The 23,390-nt window shown below is 33.4% G+C and carries 17 protein-coding genes and 1 tRNA gene; 6 read left to right on the top strand and 12 right to left on the bottom strand.

Features of this window, described 5'->3' with window-relative positions; all coding sequences use genetic code 11:
• Positions 1–64: 64 nt before the first annotated feature.
• The 7 genes from QBK95_RS07270 to rplM all read right to left on the bottom strand — a co-directional run bounded on the left by QBK95_RS07270 (position 65) and on the right by rplM (position 7,336).
• On the bottom strand, positions 65–2,506 hold the full coding sequence (locus tag QBK95_RS07270) for a DUF5686 family protein (protein ID WP_280932072.1): 2,442 nt from the start codon (positions 2,504–2,506) through the stop codon (positions 65–67).
• An 86-nt stretch (positions 2,507–2,592) separates the two neighbouring features.
• Entirely contained in the window at positions 2,593–3,156 is a 564-nt protein-coding gene (frr, locus tag QBK95_RS07265; RefSeq protein ID WP_280932070.1) for a ribosome recycling factor, read from the bottom strand.
• Positions 3,157–3,207: 51 nt separating this feature from the next.
• Positions 3,208–3,915 carry a UMP kinase gene (gene pyrH, locus QBK95_RS07260; RefSeq protein WP_280932305.1) on the bottom strand — a complete coding sequence of 236 codons (708 nt, stop codon included), beginning with the start codon at positions 3,913–3,915 and terminating at the stop codon, positions 3,208–3,210.
• 461 nt (positions 3,916–4,376) lie between these two features.
• Entirely contained in the window at positions 4,377–5,339 is a 963-nt protein-coding gene (gene tsf, locus QBK95_RS07255; RefSeq protein ID WP_280932069.1) for a translation elongation factor Ts, read from the bottom strand.
• 162 nt (positions 5,340–5,501) lie between these two features.
• A complete protein-coding gene (rpsB, locus tag QBK95_RS07250) occupies positions 5,502–6,362 on the bottom strand; it encodes a 30S ribosomal protein S2 (RefSeq protein ID WP_280932067.1) in 861 nt (286 codons plus the stop codon).
• Between the two features lie 132 nt (positions 6,363–6,494).
• The gene (rpsI, locus tag QBK95_RS07245) at positions 6,495–6,881 is read right to left on the bottom strand and encodes a 30S ribosomal protein S9 (protein WP_280932064.1); all 387 of its coding nucleotides are present in this window, start codon (positions 6,879–6,881) and stop codon (positions 6,495–6,497) included.
• The gene (gene rplM / locus QBK95_RS07240) at positions 6,881–7,336 is read right to left on the bottom strand and encodes a 50S ribosomal protein L13 (RefSeq protein WP_280932062.1); all 456 of its coding nucleotides are present in this window, start codon (positions 7,334–7,336) and stop codon (positions 6,881–6,883) included. Before rplM ends, rpsI begins: the two co-directional genes overlap by 1 nt.
• Positions 7,337–7,610: 274 nt before the next feature.
• Here rplM and QBK95_RS07235 point away from each other — a divergent pair, with 274 nt between their 5' ends.
• The 3 genes from QBK95_RS07235 to QBK95_RS07225 all read left to right on the top strand — a co-directional run bounded on the left by QBK95_RS07235 (position 7,611) and on the right by QBK95_RS07225 (position 12,158).
• Positions 7,611–10,307, top strand: coding sequence for a DUF5916 domain-containing protein (locus QBK95_RS07235; RefSeq protein WP_280932061.1), 2,697 nt, complete (start codon positions 7,611–7,613; stop codon positions 10,305–10,307).
• A 78-nt stretch (positions 10,308–10,385) separates the two neighbouring features.
• Positions 10,386–11,579 (top strand): serine hydrolase domain-containing protein, encoded by a 1,194-nt coding sequence (locus tag QBK95_RS07230; protein WP_280932059.1) that lies wholly within the window; start codon positions 10,386–10,388, stop codon positions 11,577–11,579.
• Positions 11,580–11,669: 90 nt separating this feature from the next.
• Positions 11,670–12,158, top strand: coding sequence for a lipocalin family protein (locus QBK95_RS07225; protein WP_280932058.1), 489 nt, complete (start codon positions 11,670–11,672; stop codon positions 12,156–12,158).
• Positions 12,159–12,237: 79 nt separating this feature from the next.
• On the opposite strand, the gene QBK95_RS07220 is transcribed toward QBK95_RS07225, so the two are convergent.
• Positions 12,238–13,068, bottom strand: a complete 831-nt coding sequence (locus QBK95_RS07220; RefSeq protein ID WP_280932056.1) for a TerC family protein — start codon at positions 13,066–13,068, stop codon at positions 12,238–12,240.
• Positions 13,069–13,133: 65 nt separating this feature from the next.
• Positions 13,134–15,962: a DNA polymerase I gene (gene polA / locus QBK95_RS07215; RefSeq protein WP_280932303.1), complete on the bottom strand. Its 2,829-nt coding sequence runs from the start codon at positions 15,960–15,962 to the stop codon at positions 13,134–13,136.
• 398 nt (positions 15,963–16,360) lie between these two features.
• On the opposite strand from polA, the gene QBK95_RS07210 reads away from it, so the two are divergent.
• Both QBK95_RS07210 and QBK95_RS07205 read left to right on the top strand, forming a co-directional pair.
• Positions 16,361–17,599 (top strand): metallophosphoesterase, encoded by a 1,239-nt coding sequence (locus QBK95_RS07210; RefSeq protein ID WP_280932054.1) that lies wholly within the window; start codon positions 16,361–16,363, stop codon positions 17,597–17,599.
• Between the two features lie 82 nt (positions 17,600–17,681).
• A complete protein-coding gene (locus QBK95_RS07205; protein WP_027393424.1) occupies positions 17,682–17,978 on the top strand; it encodes a thioredoxin family protein in 297 nt (98 codons plus the stop codon).
• Between the two features lie 2 nt (positions 17,979–17,980).
• Here QBK95_RS07205 and QBK95_RS07200 read toward each other — a convergent pair whose 3' ends face one another.
• Both QBK95_RS07200 and QBK95_RS07195 read right to left on the bottom strand, forming a co-directional pair.
• Positions 17,981–18,628, bottom strand: a complete 648-nt coding sequence (locus tag QBK95_RS07200; protein ID WP_280932047.1) for a polysaccharide deacetylase family protein — start codon at positions 18,626–18,628, stop codon at positions 17,981–17,983.
• A gap of 45 nt (positions 18,629–18,673) precedes the next feature.
• Complete coding sequence (locus tag QBK95_RS07195; RefSeq protein ID WP_280932045.1) at positions 18,674–21,988, bottom strand: glycosyltransferase family 117 protein; 3,315 nt, start codon at positions 21,986–21,988, stop codon at positions 18,674–18,676.
• A 218-nt stretch (positions 21,989–22,206) separates the two neighbouring features.
• Here QBK95_RS07195 and QBK95_RS07190 point away from each other — a divergent pair.
• Positions 22,207–22,279 (top strand) — tRNA-Gln (locus QBK95_RS07190).
• A gap of 51 nt (positions 22,280–22,330) precedes the next feature.
• Here QBK95_RS07190 and QBK95_RS07185 read toward each other — a convergent pair.
• Positions 22,331–23,164 (bottom strand): universal stress protein, encoded by an 834-nt coding sequence (locus QBK95_RS07185; protein WP_348637327.1) that lies wholly within the window; start codon positions 23,162–23,164, stop codon positions 22,331–22,333.
• Positions 23,165–23,390 lie beyond the last annotated feature (226 nt).

Genomic DNA, 23,390 nt, shown 5'->3' with positions numbered 1-23,390 from the left:
TGTAAGAATTTGAAGGTTTATTATTTAATAAATTCTTAAAAGAAAATTATTAAGCAGCAATACGCTAAAGCTTTAAATAGAAAGTGAACTTAAATGCGATGTTGTCCTCTAATTTTGGTAAATGATATGCACCGTATCGATACGCAAAACTTAATCCAAAACCAGCAAACAATTTATTTATTTCGAATCCTGATTCTTGATAACCTTGTTGAAGGGAATTGAAGTTCACTCCTTGATGTTTATCTCTATTGCTAACATCCCCGATGGCATACCTGCTGATTAGTACCATTTCGGGTTTAAACCAACTTGCTATTTTAAAAGGTCTTAACCTATGTCTGATCTGTAAAGTTGCTAGTCTATCACTAAAGAACTCACTAAAATACATGGTTTCAAAACTTCTTCGGCCTGCTACAGAAAACCTTTGAAAGACTGTTTCTTTTGTTGGAGCATTGGGATATGCGTGATATAGATGTGTTAAGGGGACATCTCCACTTGCAATATCTCCTTCTAATAAAAAACTAGTGCTGGATTGATTAAGTCGATTAATAATATATTCTGCTTTAATCCCTATTTTACTATAGCTAAAATTGCTATCAAATAACCCTTTATATCCTTGAGTGTATTGCGCAGTTATTTTAGGATATCCGTCTTGGATTTCTTTAAACCCATCAGGAGTCTTTAGGAATTTACTAAAAGGACTCCATCGCAGCGCGATAGTAGATTCGGCAGTTTTGTATGATGAGAATACAGTGCCTTCATTAAGATAGGTGTATCCTCCTGTTTGATCAATGTTGCTAATAGATAATTGGGTTTCTGATAATAATTTAGGGAGAATTCTATGTTGTAAACTAGTACTCCAGGTTCTGTGTTTATAATAGAAATCTATATTTACTAATCTTGGTTCGAATAAGGAATAGACTCGTCTATCTGTTAAATAAAAGAAACTTCCAACTTCCTTAAGGTCATCAGTATAATTAATATTTAACCAAGACCCTGCATTCTTATTTAGTAAAACACCGCCACCAATTCCGAATTTAAATCTTCCATCTCTAAAGCCATATACAAGATAGCCTTCTGTTCTAAATCGTTTTGAAAATTTATCATTGGTTAAACCTCCAAGTCCTAAACGTAAGCCTTCAAAGTTGTTGTACTTTATGGGGTATGTAAGGTCGAAATCAAAAAAACCAACAGGATAATATCCAATATTAAAACTTTGTATTACATCGATTCTTCGTTCTATATTTTGTGCTTGAACGATGCTGTCAACTATCGGGAAAGAATTAAGATCTTTTTCTGTAATCGCACTTGTGCGATACTTGTTCCAGTATTCTTCATTTCTCGAAGTCGCTTGTGGATCAATTTCTATAGCAGATTGTTGGAGTCTAATCTTGCTATCAGATTTAGTTTCATAATCAAAATAATCAGTTTTTGAAATCAGAAAATCATTATTTCCTGTAAAACTCTTCTTGTCATTACCTAATCTACCAACTGATATTTGCCCTCCAAATAGTGTAACTTTTTGTTTGCCAATGCCTGGTCGGATCGTAACTTCTTGGTTTAATGGGAACCAAGATTTTTCATCAGGGAAATATTCAAAATCATGAGTAACCATTACATTAAGCTCTCCTCTTATTTCGGCAATAGCTTTTTGTATAGCCAGCGTTTCCATATCTAAATATAGAATACCTTCTAAGCTGGCTATTCTTTTCGACCTTCTTGGTTGGAATAATATAACATACGTTGGTCTTTTGCCTTGAGTGGTGTCTAGAACCTTGTAATAATAGTTTTTAAGTGCTCTATTAGATAACGGTCCTGCGTATCTGTTGTTGAAGATTACATAATTTTCTTTGTATAAAGAATTTGATTGAATTTTGATGCCAAGTACATTGTATACAGGCTTACTAAAACCTGACATTCTAGATGCTAGTACTGTTTCTTTTTCATCGCGCCCTCTACTGAATTCGTGTACACTTACTTTTTCGGAGAGAAAAGAATGGGCATCATTAAAGATGCGTTCCATATCTGCTCCTGTAGTATCGGGAGTCTCGAATCTTGCTCGGTTATCTTCTGTGATTTTAAATTTGTTATAGCTTTTGTAAGTATAACTTTTTAGAACCTTATTAGGGTTGTTTTTATTTTTATTATCAATTGCTTGTTTAATGATGTTAGAAGCAACACTTCCTGGAATATCGATTTTTACTGCATCTAAATCTTCTTGTTTAGAGGTGAGTTGTATTTCTACTTTTACAACATCTTGAGATTTGATAGAGAAGTTCTTAGTAATATACCCTATGTAGCTTATAGTAAGGTTTACTGGGTAACTATCACATCTAATTACAAACTCTCCTGTAGCAGAGGTTAATGCATAAGTATTGGTATCTGTTTTAACCGTAGCAAATGGTAAGGGAGCGTTAGTGCTTTGATCGATTACTTTTCCGGTAATGCTAATTTGGGATATTAAAACAAATGGAAAAAATAATAATAAACAGAATAGTTTGTTTTGCATTATCCGAATTAGTTCAAAAAAAAATAAAAATACACAAAAGTGTTTTGTGAAAGAAAACACTTTTGTGTAGGATTCTTAAGGTGTTATTATACTGTCATGATTTCTTTTTCCTTAACACTTAACATATCATCAATTTTTTTAATGAAGCTATCTGTTAATTCTTGAATGTCTGATTCGGCATTTTTTGCCATATCCTCAGATAATCCATCTTTTTCTAATTTTTTTATTTCATTATTGGCATTCTTACGGTCATTACGTACGCCAACTTTAGAATCTTCTGCCTCAGCTTTAGCTTGTTTTACTAAATCTCGACGACGTTCTTCTGTTAGAGGTGGAACACTTATGATAACACTTTCCCCATTATTCATAGGGTTAAATCCAAGATTGGCCATCAAAATCGATTTTTCGATTTCTTGAATAAGAGATTTCTCAAAAGGTTGAATTGTAATTGTTCTAGCATCAGGAGTATTTACATTTCCTACCTGGTTAAGAGGTGTAGGATTTCCGTAATACTCAACCATAACACCGCTTAGCATTGCTGGAGACGCCTTACCTGCTCTAATAACAATTAGTTGTTTTTCTAAATGAGCAATTGCACCTTGCATAGATTCTTTAGTTGAATCCAGAATAAAATTTACTTCTTCGTTCATCTTATAATAGTTCTTTTTCTTTTCAGTAGATCAAAAAATGAGCCACTATTGTTAGAGATTTACTTTTGTTCCTATTGATTCTCCGGAAACTACTTTTAGTAAATTCCCAGTTTTGTTCATATCAAACACAACAATTGGCAATTCATTTTCTTGACTTAATGTAAATGCAGTAGTATCCATAACCTTAAGTCCTTTGCTTAAGACATCATCAAATGTAATAAAATCAAATTTAGTAGCTTGAGAATCTTTTTCAGGATCTGCTGTATAGATTCCATCTACTCTTGTTCCTTTTAATATTACATCGGCATTAATTTCTATTGCTCTTAGTACGGCAGCAGAATCTGTAGTGAAATATGGGTTTCCAGTTCCTCCTCCAAAAATTACTACTCGCCCTTTTTCTAAATGTCGCATCGCTCTTCTTCTGATAAAAGGTTCGGCTACTTCATTAATTTTAACTGCGGATTGGAGTCGTGTTGGAATTTCAGCATCTTCTAAGGCACTTTGTAATGCTAATCCATTAATAACGGTAGCAAGCATACCCATATGATCAGCTTGTACTCTGTCCATGCCTTTACTTGCACCAGCAACACCTCTAAAAATATTACCACCACCGATAACTATGGCAACTTCTACCCCTTTGTCGGTTATTTGTTTGATTTCATTAGCATATTCTGCTAATCTTTTTGGGTCAATACCATATTGACGCTCTCCCATCAGGGCTTCTCCTGATAATTTTAGTAATATCCTTTTGTATTTCATCATTTGCTTGTACTGTGGTGCAAATATAACGATATTCTTAATTTAGAAAATACTTTAATAACTAAAGACATGGGTTTCTAAAAGGTGCTAAAATGTTAAAATATGATGAATGGTATTAAAAAAGGGTTCTTTTCCCCTAATGTAGCTATTGATTGACTTACAATTATGTCATACGTTTGCCAAAGGAAAACAAAAATAGGGGAGATGAGAAATATTTTTGAAATAGTGATGAATCGTTTTTTTAGAATCCATATGTTCACAGTAGTGTAATATATGTTCTAGGCTAATTGGGGAGTTAGTCTTTTTTGGGGTAGCATTTTGGAGGGGTCCGAAATGTTTAGAAAAATGTTTTTGATACTAGGAAAAAAGTATTTTGAAGAATGACGAAAAAAACCGCTTCAATCGAAGCGGTTTTTGATGTTTAAAAATAAAAACTATTTTTTTCTACGTTGTAAAGTTTATTATAGAGATATTCTCTCAAAATTTACAACAGAAATGTCACCTAATGTTTTCACATAATCAGCAACAGTTTTCTTTTCGTCTTTAATAAAGTTCTGGTCAAGAAGACATTGTTCCTGATCAAGAGTAGTATTGTCAGAAATGAATCTTTCTAATTTACCAGGAAGAATTCTATCCCAGATTTGTTCTGGCTTACCTTCGGCTTTAAGTTCAGCTTTAAGTCTTTCTTCAGCTTCAGCAATTACAGTATCGGTTAACTGAGATCTTGAGATGAACTGAGGAACGTTCTTTAAAGTTTTACCTAATCTAACTAGTTCTTCGTTTTCCTTCTCTATTGCAGCAATTCTTGCTTGAGTTTCTGAAGCAACGTATTCTGGGTCAAAATCTTTATATGATAAAGTAGTTGCTCCCATAGAGGCTACTTGCATAGAGATATCTTTAGCAAGAGTTTCAGCAGTATCAATGGTAGCGGATAGTCCAGTAAGAGCACCTATTTTGTTACCGTGAATATAAGATCCAACAAAAGGAGCTTCTAATACTTTAAAATCTCCGATTTCTATTTTTTCTCCAATAACTCCAGTTTGCTCAATAAGCTTATCCTGAACAGTCATTCCATTAAAATCAGCAGCTAATAATTCTTCTTTAGAAGAGCTATTTAGGCCTAGTTGTGCTAATTCTTTTGCTAAAGAAACGAAAGAATCATTCTTTCCAACAAAATCAGTTTCACAATTAAGAGAAACAATTACACCTTTGTTTTTTGCGTCATTTACGGTTGCAATAACTGCACCTTCAGAAGATTCTCTGTCGGCTCTTTTATCTGCTATTTTTTGACCTTTTTCTCTTAGGATTTTTATTGCTTTGTCGAAATCTCCTTCGGCTTCAACAAGTGCTTTTTTACAATCCATCATTCCAGCACCTGTAGCTTTACGTAGTTTGCTTACTTCTGCGGCTGTAATCTTTGCCATGTCTATAAATATTTAATGTGTTTGTGAAAAAAATAAGTCGTTTAGTTAATATTACTTATCAAGTAAAGAACTAAACGACTCATTAATTTTAACTAAAAGCTAAGTTATGTGTCTTAGCTTTTAGTTTATAATTTTTAATGATTGAAAGCAATCAATGAATGTTTATTCTTCTTCTTGCTTAGCAGCTTCAACTACTGCTGGAGCTTCCTCAACTTTAGCTGGTGCTTCTGCAGCAGGTGCAGGCGCTTCAGTTTTAGCTGGTGCTTTTGCAGCTTTAGCAGGAGCTTCCTTTTTAGCTGGAGTTGCTTCCGCTTTAGGAGCTTCTTTAGAAGCTTTTCTTTCACTTAATCCTTCGATAATAGCATCACTAACATAAGTCATTACTTTGTCGATAGATTTTGAAGCATCATCATTTGCAGGAATTACATACTGTACCTGACGTGGATCAGAATTAGTATCTACCATTGCAAAAATAGGAATGTTTAATTTTTGAGCTTCTTTTACTGCGATGTGTTCACGAGTAATATCTACAACAAATAACGCACCAGGTAGACGAGTCATATCAGAAATAGAACCTAAGTTTTTCTCTAATTTAGCTCTTAAACGATCTACTTGTAAACGCTCTTTTTTAGATAAAGTGTTGAAAGTACCATCTTTCTTCATTCTATCGATAGCAGCCATTTTCTTTACTGCTTTACGAATAGTAACAAAGTTGGTAAGCATACCACCAGGCCATCTTTCTGTGATGTATGGTTGATTTGCTTTTGCTGCTTTTTCAGCAACGATTTCTTTTGCTTGTTTTTTGGTAGCAACGAAAAGTATTTTTCTACCAGAAGCTGCTATTTTTTTTAAAGCTTCACTAGCTTCATCAATTTTTGCAGCTGTTTTATATAGGTTAATGATGTGGATTCCGTTACGCTCCATATAAATATATGGTGCCATATTAGGATCCCATCTTCTTGTCAGGTGACCAAAATGTACACCTGCATCAAGTAAATCTTTTACTTCGATATTGTTTGCCATTTTTGTAATAGTTTACGTTCTGTTGAATTAGCAATACCCAAGTGGCTATCGTTTTGCGATATGGCCTTGAGTATTTAGATGCTAAACTAACTCCCTATAATAGGGGATAACAACAAATACTGTTTTAATAAATTAACGTTTAGAGAACTGGAATTTCTTACGAGCTTTCTTCTGTCCGAATTTCTTACGCTCAACCATTCTAGGATCTCTGGTCAATAAACCTTCTGGTTTAAGGATTGCTCTGTTTTCTTCGTCTAGTTCACATACCGCTCTGGATATTGCTAAACGAACCGCCTCAGCTTGTCCTGTAATTCCACCACCATATACATTTACATTTACATCGTATTTGTCCTCGTTGCTTGTTAAAGCAAAAGGTTGGTTCACTTTGTATTGTAAAGTAGCAGTAGTAAAGTAATCGTTAAGATCTTTCTTGTTGATCGTAACTTTTCCAGAACCTTCTTTAAGGTATATTCGAGCTACAGCCGTTTTTCTACGACCAATTTTGTGAATAACTTCCATTACTTAAATTCTTTTAAGTTAATAGTTTTTGGCTGCTGAGCATCTTGATTGTGATCTGCTCCAGCATAAACCTTTAAATTACGGAATAATTCTGCTCCTAATTTGTTTTTAGGTAACATTCCTTTTACCGCTTTTTCGATTAAACGCTCTGGGTTTTTGTCAAATAACTCCTGAGCAGTAAGACTTCTTTGCCCTCCAGGATATCCAGTGTGACGGATATACGATTTATCTGTCCACTTTTTTCCTGTTAAGTTGATTTTTTCGGCATTTGTAATAATTACATTGTCACCGCAATCAACGTGTGGGGTAAAGTTAGGCTTACGCTTTCCTCTAAGTAGTATTGCTACTACAGAAGATAGACGTCCTAAAGTCTGTCCTTCAGCATCTATATGTAACCATTCTTTTGAAACGGTTGCCTTGTTGGCAGATACTGTCTTGTAACTTAATGTGTCCACACTAACTAATTTTACTAATTAAACATTCCTTTCCTATATAAAATAGGGGTGCAAATGTACAATTATATATTTATATAGCAAACAGGTAATTGATATTATTTTATAAGTATGATCCATTGGTTTTCAGATAGATCAATAATCTGATATTTTTTTATCGTTTTGGCTTTCTAAATTTCATTTTCATGTTAATATTTTACTAAATGACTAACATAACTGTGACAAAGATTCATAATTTATGTCTTCTATTAAACATCAATCAACAAAACTAATCATCATGAAGTACACTATTCAAGTGTTAGGATTCTTCCTTTTTACATTATTTATGAATGCGCAAGATTCAACCATTGTAAAAAAGAGGATTTATACAACCAAGCCACTTAATGAATCAGAAGTGCCAACTATTAATGGATTAATCGATGAACCAGCGTGGGATTTGGTTGAATGGTCTGGAGATTTTATTGAAAATCGACCTGATGAAAATACACCGCCAAGCCAACAGACAAAATTTAAAATAATATATGATCAGAAATATCTTTATGTAGCGTATAGATGTTATGATACAGAACCAGATAAGATTGAAAAGAGATTATCTAGAAGAGATGGTTTTGCTGGTGATTGGGTAGAAATGAATTTAGATAGTTATCATGATAAACGTACAGGTTTTTCTTTTACAATTACCGCCGCAGGAGTAAAAGGTGATGAGTTTATATCTAATAATGGCAATAATTGGGATAGTAGTTGGAACCCAATATGGTATGCTGCTAGTAATATTGATAATGAAGGTTGGACTGCCGAAGTAAAAATACCTTTAAGTCAATTAAAATTTGGAAAAAGTAAAGAACAAATTTGGGGACTTCAATTCACTCGAAGATTTTTTAGACAAGAAGAGCGATCTGTATGGCAACGTGTTCCTCAGGATGCGCCTGGATGGGTTAGTGAATTTGGAGAATTACACGGCTTGATCAATATCGAACCACAAAAGCAGTTAGAAATTCAACCTTTTGCAGTTACTCAATATGATACCTTTCCAGAAGAAGAAGGTAATCCATTTAGAGATGGAGATGATTTTAAGTTAAATGGAGGTTTGGATGCTAAAATTGGTATTACCAATGATCTTACTATGGATTTAACAGTGAATCCTGATTTTGGTCAAGTTGAGGCGGATCCTGCGGCAATAGCTTTAGATGGTTTTCAAATTTTCTTTAGAGAACAACGACCTTTTTTTGTGGAGAACAAGAATATTTTTGATTATCGATTTGCTAATGGTCAGGACAATGTATTTTATTCGCGAAGAATTGGTCGAAATCCACAAGGCTCTATTGGCTCCAGTCCAATTAATACAGAGTTTGTTGATAGACCTAATAATACAACAATATTAGGAGCTGCTAAGTTTAGCGGTAAAACCAAGAATGGATGGTCTATTGGTATTTTAGAAAGTGTTACAGAAAGAGAAATAGCAAAAATACAAGATGTCGATGGAAACAGGCGAGAAACAATAGTAGAGCCACTAACGAACTATTTTGTAGGTAGGTTGCAAAAAGATTTTAATGATCGCAATACATACATTGGTGGTATTTTTACTGCTACGAATCGTGATCTTGGAGATATACTGAATATAGATTATGATAATCCAGATACCGATGAAACCTCTGAGTTAGCTGGATTAAGAGAAAATAATCTAAACTTTTTAAGAAAATCAGCGTACACTGGTGGTTTGGATTTTAGGCATAATTGGAAAGATAGAAAGTATTTTGTGCTGGGTAGTATTGTAACCAGTCATGTTGAAGGTTCTAAAGAATCAATTGAAGCTACTCAGAATTCACTTACACATTTATTTAATCGAGTGGATGCTGATCATGTTGAGGTAGACCCTAATCGTACATCGCTAACTGGAACTGGAGGTAAGATTCTTGGAGGTAAAACAGGAGGAGGAAATTGGCGATATGAAGGTGGCTTGTTTTGGCGTTCTCCAGAACTAGAATTAAATGATGTAGGGTTCTTAAGACAAGCGGATGAGATTAGACAGTTTACTAATGTTCGTTATCTGTTTCTGAAACCTACAAAATGGTATAGAAGAGGGAACATTAATTTTAATCAGTTTTCTACATTTGATTTTGAAGGGAATTATAATAGAATACAATATGGATTAAGTGGTTTTATGAGTTATACTAATAATTGGTGGACAGAAGTAGAATATATTCATAAACCAAGAATTTTTACGAATACAATCCTACGAGGAGGACCGCGTTTTCGTTTTTCACAAGAAAATATCGGAGTGTTGTTTTTTGGTTCTGACCAAAGAAAAAAGTTTAGTTTCACAATGGGGCATGTGAATTCGCAGGCGCGACAGAATAATTTTTCTTTTCAACGCTATGTTCTTAGATTGAGATATCAACCTTTTAATGCGTTTAGTGTTTCTTTAAACCCTGAGTTTACTAGAAACCCTAATAAAACGCAGTATGTAACCGAGACTGATTTTGCGGGAACACCTCGATATATTACTGCTAGAATTGATCAACAAACTTTAAGTGCAAGTATACGTCTTAATTATAATCTAAACCCAAATCTTACTATTCAATATTATGGACAACCATTTATATCCAGAGGAAGATATAAGGATTTCAACTATGTAAATAACCCAATATCAAACGATTTGAACGAGCGAATTACCTTGTATGATGATAATCAGATTTCTTTTGCTGATGATGTATATTCGGTAGATGAAAATAGGGATGGAACTGTTGATTATACCATTGGTAATCCCGATTTTGCCTTTGTGCAATTTAGATCAAATCTGGTATTGCGTTGGGAATATATTCCAGGTTCAGAGATTTTTCTGGTATGGTCGCAAGGAGTAACCGGTTTAGGAGATCCTGGAGACCATTTGTTTAGGAGTTTGGATAATCAAATTTTGGATCAACAACCAGATAATACATTTTTAATTAAAGCTACATATAGATTTGTTTTATAAAATTATAAAAAGCTTCCAAGAAAGTTTTTACATAAAACATTTTTAAATGTATTTTGCAGCAATTAAGATCATTGCTGTATGAAGAATATTTTAGGCCTTTTTGTTTCTATCTGTATCGTTGGATGTACTACCTCTAAAATGGAAGAAAAAGAAGTGGTTGTAGAACAAAAATTTGTAAAACAGAAAACGGATTCTTTATCTTTTTTTCTGGATCATTATGAGCGATTTTTTACCACCAATTTTAATGTTTCTGAATGTCCTGGAGCAGCTGTCGTTATTGTTAAAGATTCTACAGTGATCTATAAAAAAGGTTTTGGGGTAAAAAAAATACATACAACAGATTCTGTAGATGTACATACAGTTTTTAGAATAGCGAGTTTATCCAAAGGGGTAACATCTGTACTTGCTGGAAATCTTGTAGATCGCAATGAATTGCAATGGAAACAAGGAGTCAAAGAATCTGTAAAAGATTTTGATTTAAAAGATAAAGCCCAAGCAAATCGATTGAAAGTTAATCATCTATTGTCTCATACTGCGGGATTTTATAAGTATACAAACTCTAAGCTGATACACAAAGGATTGCCTTTAAAGAGTATTATTTCTAATTTTAAAAGAAATGGTGTGGTAGCAAAGGAAGGTGCTGAATATGAATACCAAAATGCAGCATTTTCTATTATAGAAAAGATAATGGAAAATGGAACAGGAAAATCTTTTGAAACCTTACTTAAAGAAAGATTGTTTGTGCCAATGGGAATGAACAATGCTTCAAGTACGTATGCCAATATTAAAAACAATACGAATGTTGCCTTGCCTCATAAGTGGAATCATTATTCGAAAAAGTACTATCTAACAGATATTCATAAAAACTATTATAATGTTGCCGCTGCAGGAGGAATTAATGCATCTATATCGGACATGTCAGAATACTTAAAGGTATTATTGGGATATAGACCTGATATAATTTCTGAAGAAAGCTTGACTGAAATTTTTAACCCTATGATTTGTACTAGTAATAAGGATACATATGTGAACTTATGGGATGGAGTTACAGATTCTTATTATGCTAAGGGCTGGCGAGTATTGGATTACAGAGGAAGAAGAATTATTTATCACGGCGGAAACGTAAATCAATATAAAACACAGTTGATGGTAGATCTTGAGAACAGAGTTGCTGTTTGTGTTTTGTTCAATGGCCCGAATACTTTTAATGGTCCTGTGATCCCTACTTTTTTAAATTATTATGATTTTTTTACTGCAACTACGGGTGGTTAAGCTAAAACAGATGGGTTTAAGTGTTTAAATGTATTTATTTTGTAGATACTAAGAATTAATAATAACTCGTTACTAATTAAAACTCATATTATGAAAACCAATTTTTTTCTTTTCGCAATTTCTATTGCATTATTTTTTACTTCTTGTAGCTCTGATGATGATAATGGAGGAGATCCAACTACGATTTCTATAGTTGGGACTTGGCAACTTACTTCTGCTTCAGGAGTACTACCTGTTGACTTGAATATGGATGGAATGGCATCTACTAATTTATTAGAGGAGTTGCCTTGTTTCGAAGATACAATTACAGTAAGTGATGATAATACGTATAGTCAGGACGTAACAGAAATTACTGTGAATGTAGATACTTCTGGACCACTTCCTGTGGTAACAGCAGAATGCACAGGCAATACACTTACAGAAACAGGAACTTGGAGCTTAGATGGGGATGAATTGACATTTACTCCAACAGGAATGAATGTAAATACAGTAACCATAGTATTAACAGAAACTACACTTTCTTTTACAGATACCGTGGCTGATTTAGGGCAAGTAGCATTAGTGTTTACAAGACAATGATAATTTATGAATTTAAGTAAATAAAAAAGTGCTTCTGTTTTCTGCAGAAGCACTTTTTTGTACTATTAAATGAAAAGGTTTAGTGCTCTTCTTTGTTTTCAGATAATTTTTCCAGATGTTGTTGTTTAGCTAATAAGTTTTTCTGATAACGTCCTTGTACAATATCTACTATCACTAAAACCACAATTACAAAATAGAACGTAGTTTTACTCATTGGTGTAATAGCATTATTGAAAAGGTGTAAGTGCGCCAGATGACCACCTTCTGATAATAACATTATACCAACTATAAATAATATAAAAAGACCTAATACTTCATACATTCTGTTTTTCTGAAGGAAATTAGATACTTTATCTGCTAGGACAATCATTAAAACACCTCCTAAAACAATAGCAATAGACATTAAAACTAATTGAGGAATGTATTCCATATGACTCGTTAATGCCATGGCACTAAGAATAGAGTCAAAAGAAAAAACTAGATTCATAATCACAATCCAGAAAATGATTTTTTTTGTGGAACCTTTATTTTCATCCTTATGGATGTCTTCGTGTTCTTTCATCATCATCATATGCCATATCTCTTTTATTGCGGTATAGATAATAAAAACACCTCCAACAAGTACGATGACACTATGTACATTAAATTCAAATTCGATAATGTTATTATCATGAAGACTCATAAAAGGATCCTGAAAGAACTGTATGAGAGACATAAGTACAAAAAGTAAAACAATACGTAGAATGATGGCTAGTCCAACACCCATTTTACGAACGAAACTCTGTTTCTCTGCTGGCGCTTTTTTGGATTCTAAAGAAATATATAAAAGGTTGTCAAAACCTAATACAGCTTGTAGTAAAACAAGCATTAATAAAGTGAATAAACTATCAATGGTAAGTAATTGTTCCATAAATTGAATAAAGATTGGTTAGTTTTATGTATAAGTACGAAATTACAATAAGAAGTTACAAGTTTTTAGTGTGCTTCCAGCCAATTATTTCCTAATCCCATATCTACATCCAAAGGTACCGCTAAGATATAAGCGTTTTCCATTTCGGATTTTATGAGAGACTGTATTTCTTCTAATTCAGGTTTATAGACATCAAAAACCAATTCATCATGCACTTGTAGTAACATTTTGGTTTTGTAATTCCCTTCTTTTAATTTATTGTGGATATTAATCATAGCAATTTTGATAATATCTGCAGCACTTCCTTGAATTGGTGCATTTACTGCATTTCGTTCTGCAGCTCCACGAACAACTGCGTTTCCAGAGTTGATATCTTTTAGATATCGACGTCTTCCTAAAACGGTTTGAACATATCCATTTTCTCTGGCAAAATCTACTAATTCACTCATATAGTTCCGTAATTTAGGATACGTTTTATAATAGGTGTCAATTAGTTCTTTCGCCTCACTACGAGAGAGGTCTGTTTGATTGCTTAATCCAAATGCCGAAACACCATATATAATTCCGAAGTTTACTGTCTTGGCATTACTACGTTGTTCTCTGGTTACTTCCTCTAAAGGAACATTGAACACTTTTGCGGCTGTAGATGCATGAATATCTTCTCCACTCTTAAAAGCATTAATCATAGTTTCTTCCTCACTTAATGCAGCAATAATTCTTAATTCTATCTGAGAATAATCGGCAGCTAGTAAGGTATATTCTTCGTTTCTAGGGATAAAAGCTTTCCTTACCTGTCGCCCACGTTCGGTTCTGATCGGGATGTTTTGTAGGTTAGGATTGTTAGAGCTTAATCGACCTGTTGCTGCAACGGTTTGCATATAATCAGTATGTACGTGACCAGTTGTTTCGTTTACCTGATTCGGCAATGCATCTACATAGGTGCTTTTTAGTTTAGAAAGTCCTCGAAAATCTAAAATATTCTGAATAATCTTATGATCTTTTGCTAGATATGATAGCACATCTTCTGCGGTGGAGTATTGACCTGTTTTGGTTTTCTTAGGTTTATCTACCAATTTCATTTTTTCAAAAAGGATTATCCCTAATTGTTTTGGAGAAGCAATATTGAATTCTTCTCCAGCTTCAGCATATATATTGGATTCTAATGTTTTAATGTCGTTATCTAACTCTTCAGAAAGGGATTGTAAAAAGTTTTTATCGAGATTAATTCCTTCGATTTCCATATCGGCAAGTACACGTAATAAAGGCACTTCGATATCTTCGAATAAAGATAAAATATTAGCCTCATTCAATTCTGGAGTAAAATGCTCTTTGAGTTGGTAGGTTATATCAGCATCTTCCACTGCATATTCTGTTTGTTTTTCTGCAGGAACTTCTCTAAACGATAGTTGATTCTTGCCTTTTTTACCAATCAATTCAGTAATAGAAACAGGAGTGTAATTAAGGTACGTTTCTGAAAGTACATCCATATTATGTCTCATATCTGGATTGATAAGATAATGAGCTAGCATGGTGTCAAAAAGCGGTCCTTTTACTTCGATATTATATTTTGCCAATACTTTGATGTCGTATTTTAGGTTCTGGCCAATTTTAGTAATGTTTGAAGCTTCAAAAAATGGTCTTAATTGTTCAATTAATTCTTGAGCTTCGTTACGATCCTCTGGAAATGGGATATAAAACCCTTTTCCTGCTTCCCACGAAAAAGCGATACCTACTAATTCTGCAGTTAATGGATCAAGACCTGTGGTTTCAGTGTCAAAACAGACATTTTTTTGTTTCTGTAAATTCTGAAGAAATAACTTCATTGCCATTCCGGGTGCAATACTTTGATAAAAATGCTCTGTATTTACAATTGTTTTTCTATTAGAAAATGAGGTAGATGAAGTGCTAGTTTCTTGATTATCTCCAAACAACGAAAATTGACCCGCACCTGCTTGCTCTGGTTGTTTTTTAGAAGAAGGTGTTGTGCTTTGGGTTGCTGCTGTTTCTGAAGGAAAGAAAATTTTAGTAAATTGGTCTGTTAATCTTCTAAACTCCAGTTCTTCGAAGATTTCCCCTACTTTTTTTGCATCAGGTTTAGAAATCTCGTAATCTTTTGCATCAAAAGTAACATCACAATCAAGAATAATTGTAGCCAGTTTTTTAGAAAGTAACCCTAATTCGGCATTAGCTTCTACTTTTTCTTTCATTTTGCCTTTCAATTTATCTGTGTTGGCAAGAAGTCCTTCCATAGAACCATATGCAGCAATAAACTTTTTAGCAGTTTTATCTCCAACACCTGGTAGTCCTGGGATATTATCTACAGCATCTCCCATCATTCCTAAGTAGTCGATTACCTGTTCTGGTCGTTCAACCTCGAATCTTTTTTGTACTTCAGGAATACCCCATATTTCAATACCATTTCCCATCCTGGCTGGGCGATACATAAAAATATTTTCTGATACCAATTGTGCGTAATCTTTGTCAGGAGTAACCATGTAAGTCTGATATCCTTCTTTTTCCGCCTGTTTTGCAATAGTTCCAATTAAATCATCTGCTTCTACACCAGCTTCTTCAATAATAGGAATATGCATGGCTTTTAATATTTCTTGTATAATAGGAACTGCAATTTTTATAGCTTCTGGAGTTTCATCTCTATTCGCTTTGTATTCTGGAAATATTTCTAAACGATCCCTACTACCTTGTTTATCAAAAGCAACTGCAAGATGATCTGGTTTTTCTCTTTTGATAACATCAAAAAGTGAATTGACAAATCCCATGATTGCGGATGTATCTTGCCCTTTAGAATTGATTCTTGGGTTTTTAATCAAAGCATAATAACCGCGAAAAATAAGAGCGAAAGCATCTAGAAGGAAAAGACGTTTTTGTGACATAATATGAGTTCAGTTTTTTAGAAATACAATATAAAAAGAAGATTGATGAAAATGGTTTCAAAATCTATTAAATAAGAAATGCCGTCAATGAATGACGGCATTTCGCCCCAAAATAAAATTGATAACAATGTTATCAATTGCTATAAATACGATAGTAATATTTTATAAATAAAGTAGATTTTTTTTGCACATATACCATTGTTATATGGTGAAACGAAGGTACGAATAAAAAGTTTACATATGAAAGAAAATACTAAGATTTATAGAGTACCGTATTTGTATACACTTGTAATGGTGATTTTTTCTTGCGATTCATTTGTAAACAGTTAATTTTTACTTAAATATAACTACGATTGAGAAAAGGTAAGATAGTTTTGCTCCATTAATAAATTTTGCTAGATATGCGTTGGATTATTCCTCTTGTAATATATGTGTTAATAGAAATATATGCTTACCAGGTAATTAGGACAATTACCAAAAATCAATGGATTCAGATATTATATTTGGTTTTTTCGTTAGTTATTATTGGATATGTAATTTATATATTCACTAATTATGATAGAAGTGTAGGGCCTACAAAATATAGTCTTAGAGCTAGTGGTTTGTTGCTAGTGACATTAGTTCCAAAACTGATTTTGGTGTTGTTTATGTTTGGAGAGGATATTATCAGGCTTTGCGTTGCTGGATATACGTATTTAACCAATACTTTTTTTGATGGAAACGCTACACAATATTTACCTGATCGCAGAAAATTTATTAGCCAGATTGCATTAGGAGTAGCTGCTATTCCTTTTACGGGATTGGTACACGGTATATTTAGGGGGAAGTATAATTTTAAAGTGATCAATCACACATTATATTTTGAAGATCTGCCCAATGCATTCGATGGGTTTCGGTTAACTCAGATTTCTGATATTCATTCTGGTAGCTTTGATGAGGTTACTAAAATTGAATATGCTGTTAATTTGATTAATGAACAGAAAACAGATTTATTGGTGTTTACAGGTGATATTGTAAATACGATGGCAAGTGAAATGGATGACTGGATAGATGTTTTTAAAGGGCTTAAAACACCTTCGTACGGCAAATACTCAATTTTAGGTAACCATGATTATGGAGAGTACGTAACTTGGGATAGTGAAGAAGAAAAAGAAGCTAATTTTGAAGCAATAAAAGAAGTTCATGCCAAGATAGATTTTAAATTATTACTTAATGAAAGTGCTTTTGTAGAAAAAGATGGCGAACGAATAGCTGTTGTAGGAGTAGAGAATTGGGGGCATAACTTTAAGAAAGCAGGGGATTTAACAAAGGCTTCTGAGCAAGTTTCCAAAGAAGATTTTAAGATTTTGTTAAGTCATGATCCTTCACATTGGGAATACGAGGTAAAAAAACATGAGGATCATTATCATCTTACCTTAAGTGGACATACTCATGGATTTCAGTTTGGGATAGAAATTCCTGGTTTTTTAAAATGGAGTCCAGTTCAGTATGTGTATAAGCAATGGGCTGGTATGTATTCTGAGATGGGACGATATTTAAATGTGAATAGAGGTTTTGGGTTTCATGCGTTTCCAGGTAGAGTTGGGATTTGGCCGGAGATTACAGTAATCGAATTGAGAAAAGGTTCTAAACCAACTTAGTTCATAGAAAATGTTATATTTACAATTATATTGCAGCTTTGTTCGTTACTATGACAGAGTTGGAAGATAAAATTTTTAGAACATGTCAAAGTTTGGAGAGTTAATAGGTATCGAGGTTCCAGTTTTACTGGATTTTTATACTGAGTGGAATGAACCATCTGTATCCATGCACCCTGTATTAAAAGATGTGGCTGCTGCTCTTGGCGATAAAGCCAAAGTGATCAAGATAGATGTTGATAAAAATGAAGAGTTGGCTACAGCGCTTCGTATTAAAGGCCTTCCTACACTAATGATTTATAAAGAAGGTGAAATGGTATGGAGACAGAGTGGGGAACAAGACGCTAACACACTTATCGGATTAATGAAAGAGTATGTTTGAAGTTAACTGCTAGTTATCTTATCAAAAATATATCCTTTTTCTGTGAAATATGCTAAAACTTTTGGTAGTGCAAACTTTAGATTTTCTGAAGCTTTAATACTGTCATGAAAAACAATAATACTGCCACTTTTTGAGTTGTTTATAACGTTGCTTGCACATTCTTCATTAGATGTATCTTTATCCCAATCTTTTGATAATACATCCCATAATATGATTTGATAACCAAGCTTTCTCAATGTTGTTAACTTGGACTTACTTAGTTGGCCATAAGGAGGTCTAAATAGTTTGTTTTTACAATCTGTATGTTGTTTTATTTCTTTATCACAATGTGCAACATTTTCTATATAGGTAGTGGTGTTGTTTTTTCTCGCCTTTAGATGATTCATAGTATGATTTCCTATGGCGTGACCAGCAGTAATGATTTTTTTAAATATTTCTGGATGTTTTTTAATGTTTTCACCAATACAAAAGAATGTAGCTTTTGCGTTATATTGTTCTAGCTGATTTAAAACGAATTCAGTTATTATGGGTATAGGTCCATCATCAAAAGTTAGGTATATCTTCCTTTCTTTCTTTGCATAAAAATCCCAAACATAATTTGGAAAAAGTAATTTAATACTGTCTGGTGTTTTAGTCGGTATTATTTTCAAATTATTCTAGAAAAAAAAGAGCCTCATCAAAGAGGCTCCTTATGTTTACGAATTTGGTATACTATCCAAAGAATCATTGGTTGGAGTTGCTTCTAGAATCTCTTTCCCAATTGAGCTATTCTCATCTAATTCTTCTATAGTCACTGGTTGGTCACGATCATATTCTTCATCTTCAGAATAAAGTCTTGTAAATAATCTAAGATATCGATTAAATTCTTCTGCTTTTTCTTCGATCATATCTCTATCCTGATTAATTAGTAATAGATCTACAACACTTCTGTATCGTTCTACATTACTCACAATTTCTCCAGCATATTGATATTGGTTTTCTAATGTAAGACTTCCGAAATAGGTAAGTTGTTCTTGGTATTTTTTTGCAACTTTATTCCAGAGCTCACGAGCTTTTTCTTTTTCTCCTACCTCATAATAACCACTAACATATGGTTCTAAGAGTGTATAATATTCGTAATACTCTATTGGCATTTTTTCCATTCCAAGATCAAGAATCTCCTTAGCCTTGTCTTTTTTGCCTTCGATAATTAGAGCTTCAACTAATCGGGCAAGATTACTACGATATGTAATTGCGTTTTTTCGAGTTTCGGGATCATGATAAATACTAGGGCTTTCGCTATTTCCCCAATCCCAGCTTGTTACATTTTTATACATAACATCTGTATCGATACGTCCCATGTCATAAGGGTTACGTTTATCTAATTTGGTTCGTATAGGAACTAATTTATATGTGACACCATCTAATTGCAGATAGTCTTTCATCCATAAATAGTCATCATCCCCAAAACTACCACCAGTAAAATAGATAGGGCGTTCCCAATTATTATTGGCAATAATGTCTAGCATTAACAACCTGTTTTTAAATAATAGATTTCCGTTAAGGTGTATGTCAATGTATGGAACAATAAGATCAGCATCTTTTTGAGGTACGATCCCGTTTCTAAGAACAGCTTCCTTATCTACTGGAATTCTAATGTGCTTAGTTGGGAAAGTGTTTACTTTTTTTCCATTTCCTAAGTCACCTTTAGTTCTTGGGTCATCTGTTTCAATCCAGCGCATCCAATTTTTGATAAGCATAGTATCATTTGTCACCTTTTGGTAATAGATGGCATCATTATTTCCAAAACGATAAAAATCATGAGTCAATTGGGATGGGATTGGTTTGCCATCATATGCGGCCTTTTTCATTTGATCGATATACCAATCAGTAGCAAAAAGGCTAGTGTTTACAGTTCGAACATCGGTTCGGTATTCTTCTATTTCTTGAGCATACCATAAAGCAAATGTGTCATTATCCCCAATAGTAAAGAGAATAGCATCGTTCTGGCAGGATTGTAAATACATTTTTGCCATAGCTTGCGCAGTATATCTGTTAGAACGATCATGATCATCCCAATTCTGAGCAGCCAATAATACGGGTACTGCTAACAAACAAACGGTGGTAACTATTGGGGCCAATAATTTAGGCTTTAATGCATTTTTTAAAATATCAAATAACGCATATACCCCAAAGCCAATCCATATAGCAAAAACATAAAATGACCCTACTAAGGCATAGTCTCGTTCTCTAGGCTCAAAAGGTCGTTCATTAAGATATATTTTTAAGGCTAATCCGGTAAATAAGAAAAAGACTAATAAAACCCAGAAATTCTTTTTGTCTCGTTGCATCTGAAACACAAAACCAATTAGACCCAATAATAATGGTAAGAAATAATAAGTATTACGTGCTTTGTTTTTAAGAACATCAGTAGGCAAATTATCTTGAGAGCCTAGGTGCATTTCGTCAATAAACTTAATTCCGCTTAACCAATTTCCTTCTAAATCTGTGTACTTACCTTGGTTATCATCTTGTCTTCCAACAAAGTTCCACATAAAATATCTCCAGTACATATATCCCATTTGGTATTCTAAAAGGTATTGGATATTAGATTTGAAAGAAGGTTTTTCTACATCTATATAGTCACCAAACGATCTTAAAAATTTATTGTAATCATCGTTATCTAACTTTCCAGTAGCATATTCTCGTCTAAATTGAGTAACAGCATCCAATAATTCACCTTCATCTTGATATTCGGGTTTGATGGTAAATTTTATTGGACCTGTAAAATCCATGTAGTTGGCTATGTGCTCTGTACTCCACATTCTAGGTAAAAAAGCTTTTTGGGAGTCATCTATATTTTGTTTTGCATTTTTCCAGTCATTTACAATATCATATTTGCCAGTTTTAAGATTTTTCTCATATTTAGGTTTATCGTCCTCATACGGATTGTTTTCATCCAATCCAGCATAAATTTCTGTAAATTGAGGTCCGTAGAATAAATGAGTTTCTGGATATTGCTCTAGATTATAATATGCTAATAATTCACGTGCATTATTTGGGTTGTTTTCATTAATAACAGTTCCTGCATTGGCTCTTATAGGTAACATAATCCAACAAGAAAATCCAATAAAAATAAACAAGATACATAGTACTGATGAGTTGATTAATGGATATTCTTTTTTTCGAGTATACTTTAGTGCAAAATAAAACGCAGCAGCTATAATGAGTCCCAGAAATATAGTTCCAGAGTTAAAAGGCATTCCAAAACTATTTACAAAGGTAACTTCGAACCACCCGAATAACTTCAATGTAGTAGGTAAAAGCAATTTAAAAATGAATAATAAGATTGCAACTACTACTAAGTTAGCAGTGATGAAGCTTTTTACAGTTACTTTATAATTTTTAAAATAATACAATAAACCTATGGCTGGTATTGAAAGTAATCCCATAAAGTGAATTCCAAAAGAAAGTCCAGCAATAAATGCGATAAGAATTAACCAGCGATTAGCTCTTGGTTTATGCATGTCTCTCTCCCAAAGTAATCCTAGATAGAATAAGATAGATAAAACACAAATTGCCATAGCATATACTTCGGCTTCTACGGCATTAAACCAAAAGCTATCAGTAAAAGCAAAAGCCAGAGATCCTACTAACCCACTTCCTAAAACAGCAAAAGCTTTACCAGTTGTAAATTCTTCATCTTTTATAACAAGTCTTCGAACAAGAATTGTGATCGACCAGAACATAAATAAAATAGAAAAGGCACTTGCAAAAGCCGAGGTCATGTTTACTACCAATGCAATTTGAGTAGCATCTGATGCAAATATAGAAGCAAATGCACCAATCATTTGGAACAGAGGAGCTCCAGGAGGGTGACCAACTTGTAGTTTTGATGAGGTAGCAATATATTCACCAGCATCCCAAAAACTAGCTGTTGGTTCTACGGTAAGGGAGTATACACATAGGGCGATTCCGAAAACTGCCCATCCCAATATTTTATTCCACTTTTTAAAGTTGAATGTGTTCATAAGATCTAACTGTTATATAACGTGTGGCGAATTTAGTAATAAAAATACTTCTCTATTAGTTTTTTTAGCAAACGCTTAACAGAAGTTTATATTTTGGCGTAGTATGTATTTAAATTCAGTCGAATTTAATTGTTAAAAAATGAAGTAGAGATAAATTTTTGAAAAAAATGTTTGCAGACCAAAAAGAATGTATTAAATTTGCACCCGCAATCACGCATTGGTCTATGGTGTAACTGGCAACACGTCTGGTTTTGGTCCAGAAGAGTCTAGGTTCGAGCCCTAGTAGACCAACAAAAAAGGAACGTATCTAACGTTCCTTTTTTTATTTGTAATAATTCTACGTTAGATCTTAAAAGTTAAAACTGGTCTCTTGGCATGATTTACTACATCTTCTCCTAAACTTCCATTGATAAAATGAGATAAACCTTTTCTTCCGTGTGTGCTAATTCCTATAAGACCCGCATCTACAGAGTTAGCAAAATTTAAAATTCCTTTTTCAACGTTAATGTCATTATATATGTTTAATGTATAATTGTCAATAGGTAAACCAGCAATCATGAAATTCATCTTTTCTTCCGTTTCACTGGTTGTTTTAAAGCTATTTGCTGTGTTAATCCATACTAAATGTAGTTTTGCGTTTAGCTGCTTTGCAAACTCATGTGCAGAAATAAGTGAAGGTTTGTCTTCATCGTCAAAATTCGTTGCATATACTAGGTCGCTAACTTTAAAGATGTCACAATCTTCTTTTATAACTAAGACTGGTTGTTTTGAGGTTCGTACAACTTTTTCAGCGTTGGAACCAATAAATAATTCTTCGAAACCAGAAGAACCATGAGATCCCATAATGATCATGTCTATCTGATTTTTTTCACAAGAGTCTATAATACCTTGAAGAACATCTTCAAAACTAACTGTTTCAATTACTTCTAGACCTTGTAGGTAGTCACTAGCCATTACTTCCTCAAATTTTTTGTGAGTTTGTTGCATGAAAAATACAGCTTCTGGTGCAGGTGCAGAGTTGCTAGAGGACATTAAGTCGACTAAATGGACTGGCATTTCAAGAATATGTAATAAGTAAATTTGGCAGTCATTTTTTTTGGCTATTTGTGCAGCTACTTTCAACGCACTTTCAGCTTGAGGCGAAAAATCTGTTGGTACTAGTATTTTTTTGATCATGATAAAGTATGTTTAAAAAAATTAGTCAATAGAATAATAAATGATTTAGAAGTGTTGTTTTATCGTAATTAAGCTTTGATAATGTGTTTCTAGATCATATAAAATGAGGTAATGCCTTAATAGTCACTTAAATTTACGAATAAATTCATTCTTATCTAGATTTTGAATCTAAGATATTATTACTATCTTTGCACCGTTGAAATTAAAAAACCAGATTGAGGGGACG

Origin of the sequence: Aquimarina mycalae (assembly GCF_029906345.1) — a bacterium.
Taxonomy (GTDB): Bacteria; Bacteroidota; Bacteroidia; order Flavobacteriales; family Flavobacteriaceae; genus Aquimarina.
The sequence above is the reverse complement of the archived record's forward strand: the minus strand, read 5'-3'. Positions and strand labels throughout refer to the sequence as shown.

Coding starts and splice junctions, on each gene's coding strand:
- QBK95_RS07270 (WP_280932072.1), bottom strand. CDS start 2,506: ATGCAAAACAAACTATTCTGTTTATTATTATTTTTTCCATTTGTTTTA.
- frr (WP_280932070.1), bottom strand. CDS start 3,156: ATGAACGAAGAAGTAAATTTTATTCTGGATTCAACTAAAGAATCTATG.
- pyrH (WP_280932305.1), bottom strand. CDS start 3,915: ATGAAATACAAAAGGATATTACTAAAATTATCAGGAGAAGCCCTGATG.
- tsf (WP_280932069.1), bottom strand. CDS start 5,339: ATGGCAAAGATTACAGCCGCAGAAGTAAGCAAACTACGTAAAGCTACA.
- rpsB (WP_280932067.1), bottom strand. CDS start 6,362: ATGGCAAACAATATCGAAGTAAAAGATTTACTTGATGCAGGTGTACAT.
- rpsI (WP_280932064.1), bottom strand. CDS start 6,881: ATGGAAGTTATTCACAAAATTGGTCGTAGAAAAACGGCTGTAGCTCGA.
- QBK95_RS07235 (WP_280932061.1), top strand. CDS start 7,611: ATGAAGTACACTATTCAAGTGTTAGGATTCTTCCTTTTTACATTATTT.
- QBK95_RS07230 (WP_280932059.1), top strand. CDS start 10,386: ATGAAGAATATTTTAGGCCTTTTTGTTTCTATCTGTATCGTTGGATGT.
- QBK95_RS07225 (WP_280932058.1), top strand. CDS start 11,670: ATGAAAACCAATTTTTTTCTTTTCGCAATTTCTATTGCATTATTTTTT.
- QBK95_RS07220 (WP_280932056.1), bottom strand. CDS start 13,068: ATGGAACAATTACTTACCATTGATAGTTTATTCACTTTATTAATGCTT.
- QBK95_RS07210 (WP_280932054.1), top strand. CDS start 16,361: ATGCGTTGGATTATTCCTCTTGTAATATATGTGTTAATAGAAATATAT.
- QBK95_RS07205 (WP_027393424.1), top strand. CDS start 17,682: ATGTCAAAGTTTGGAGAGTTAATAGGTATCGAGGTTCCAGTTTTACTG.
- QBK95_RS07195 (WP_280932045.1), bottom strand. CDS start 21,988: ATGAACACATTCAACTTTAAAAAGTGGAATAAAATATTGGGATGGGCA.
- QBK95_RS07185 (WP_348637327.1), bottom strand. CDS start 23,164: ATGATCAAAAAAATACTAGTACCAACAGATTTTTCGCCTCAAGCTGAA.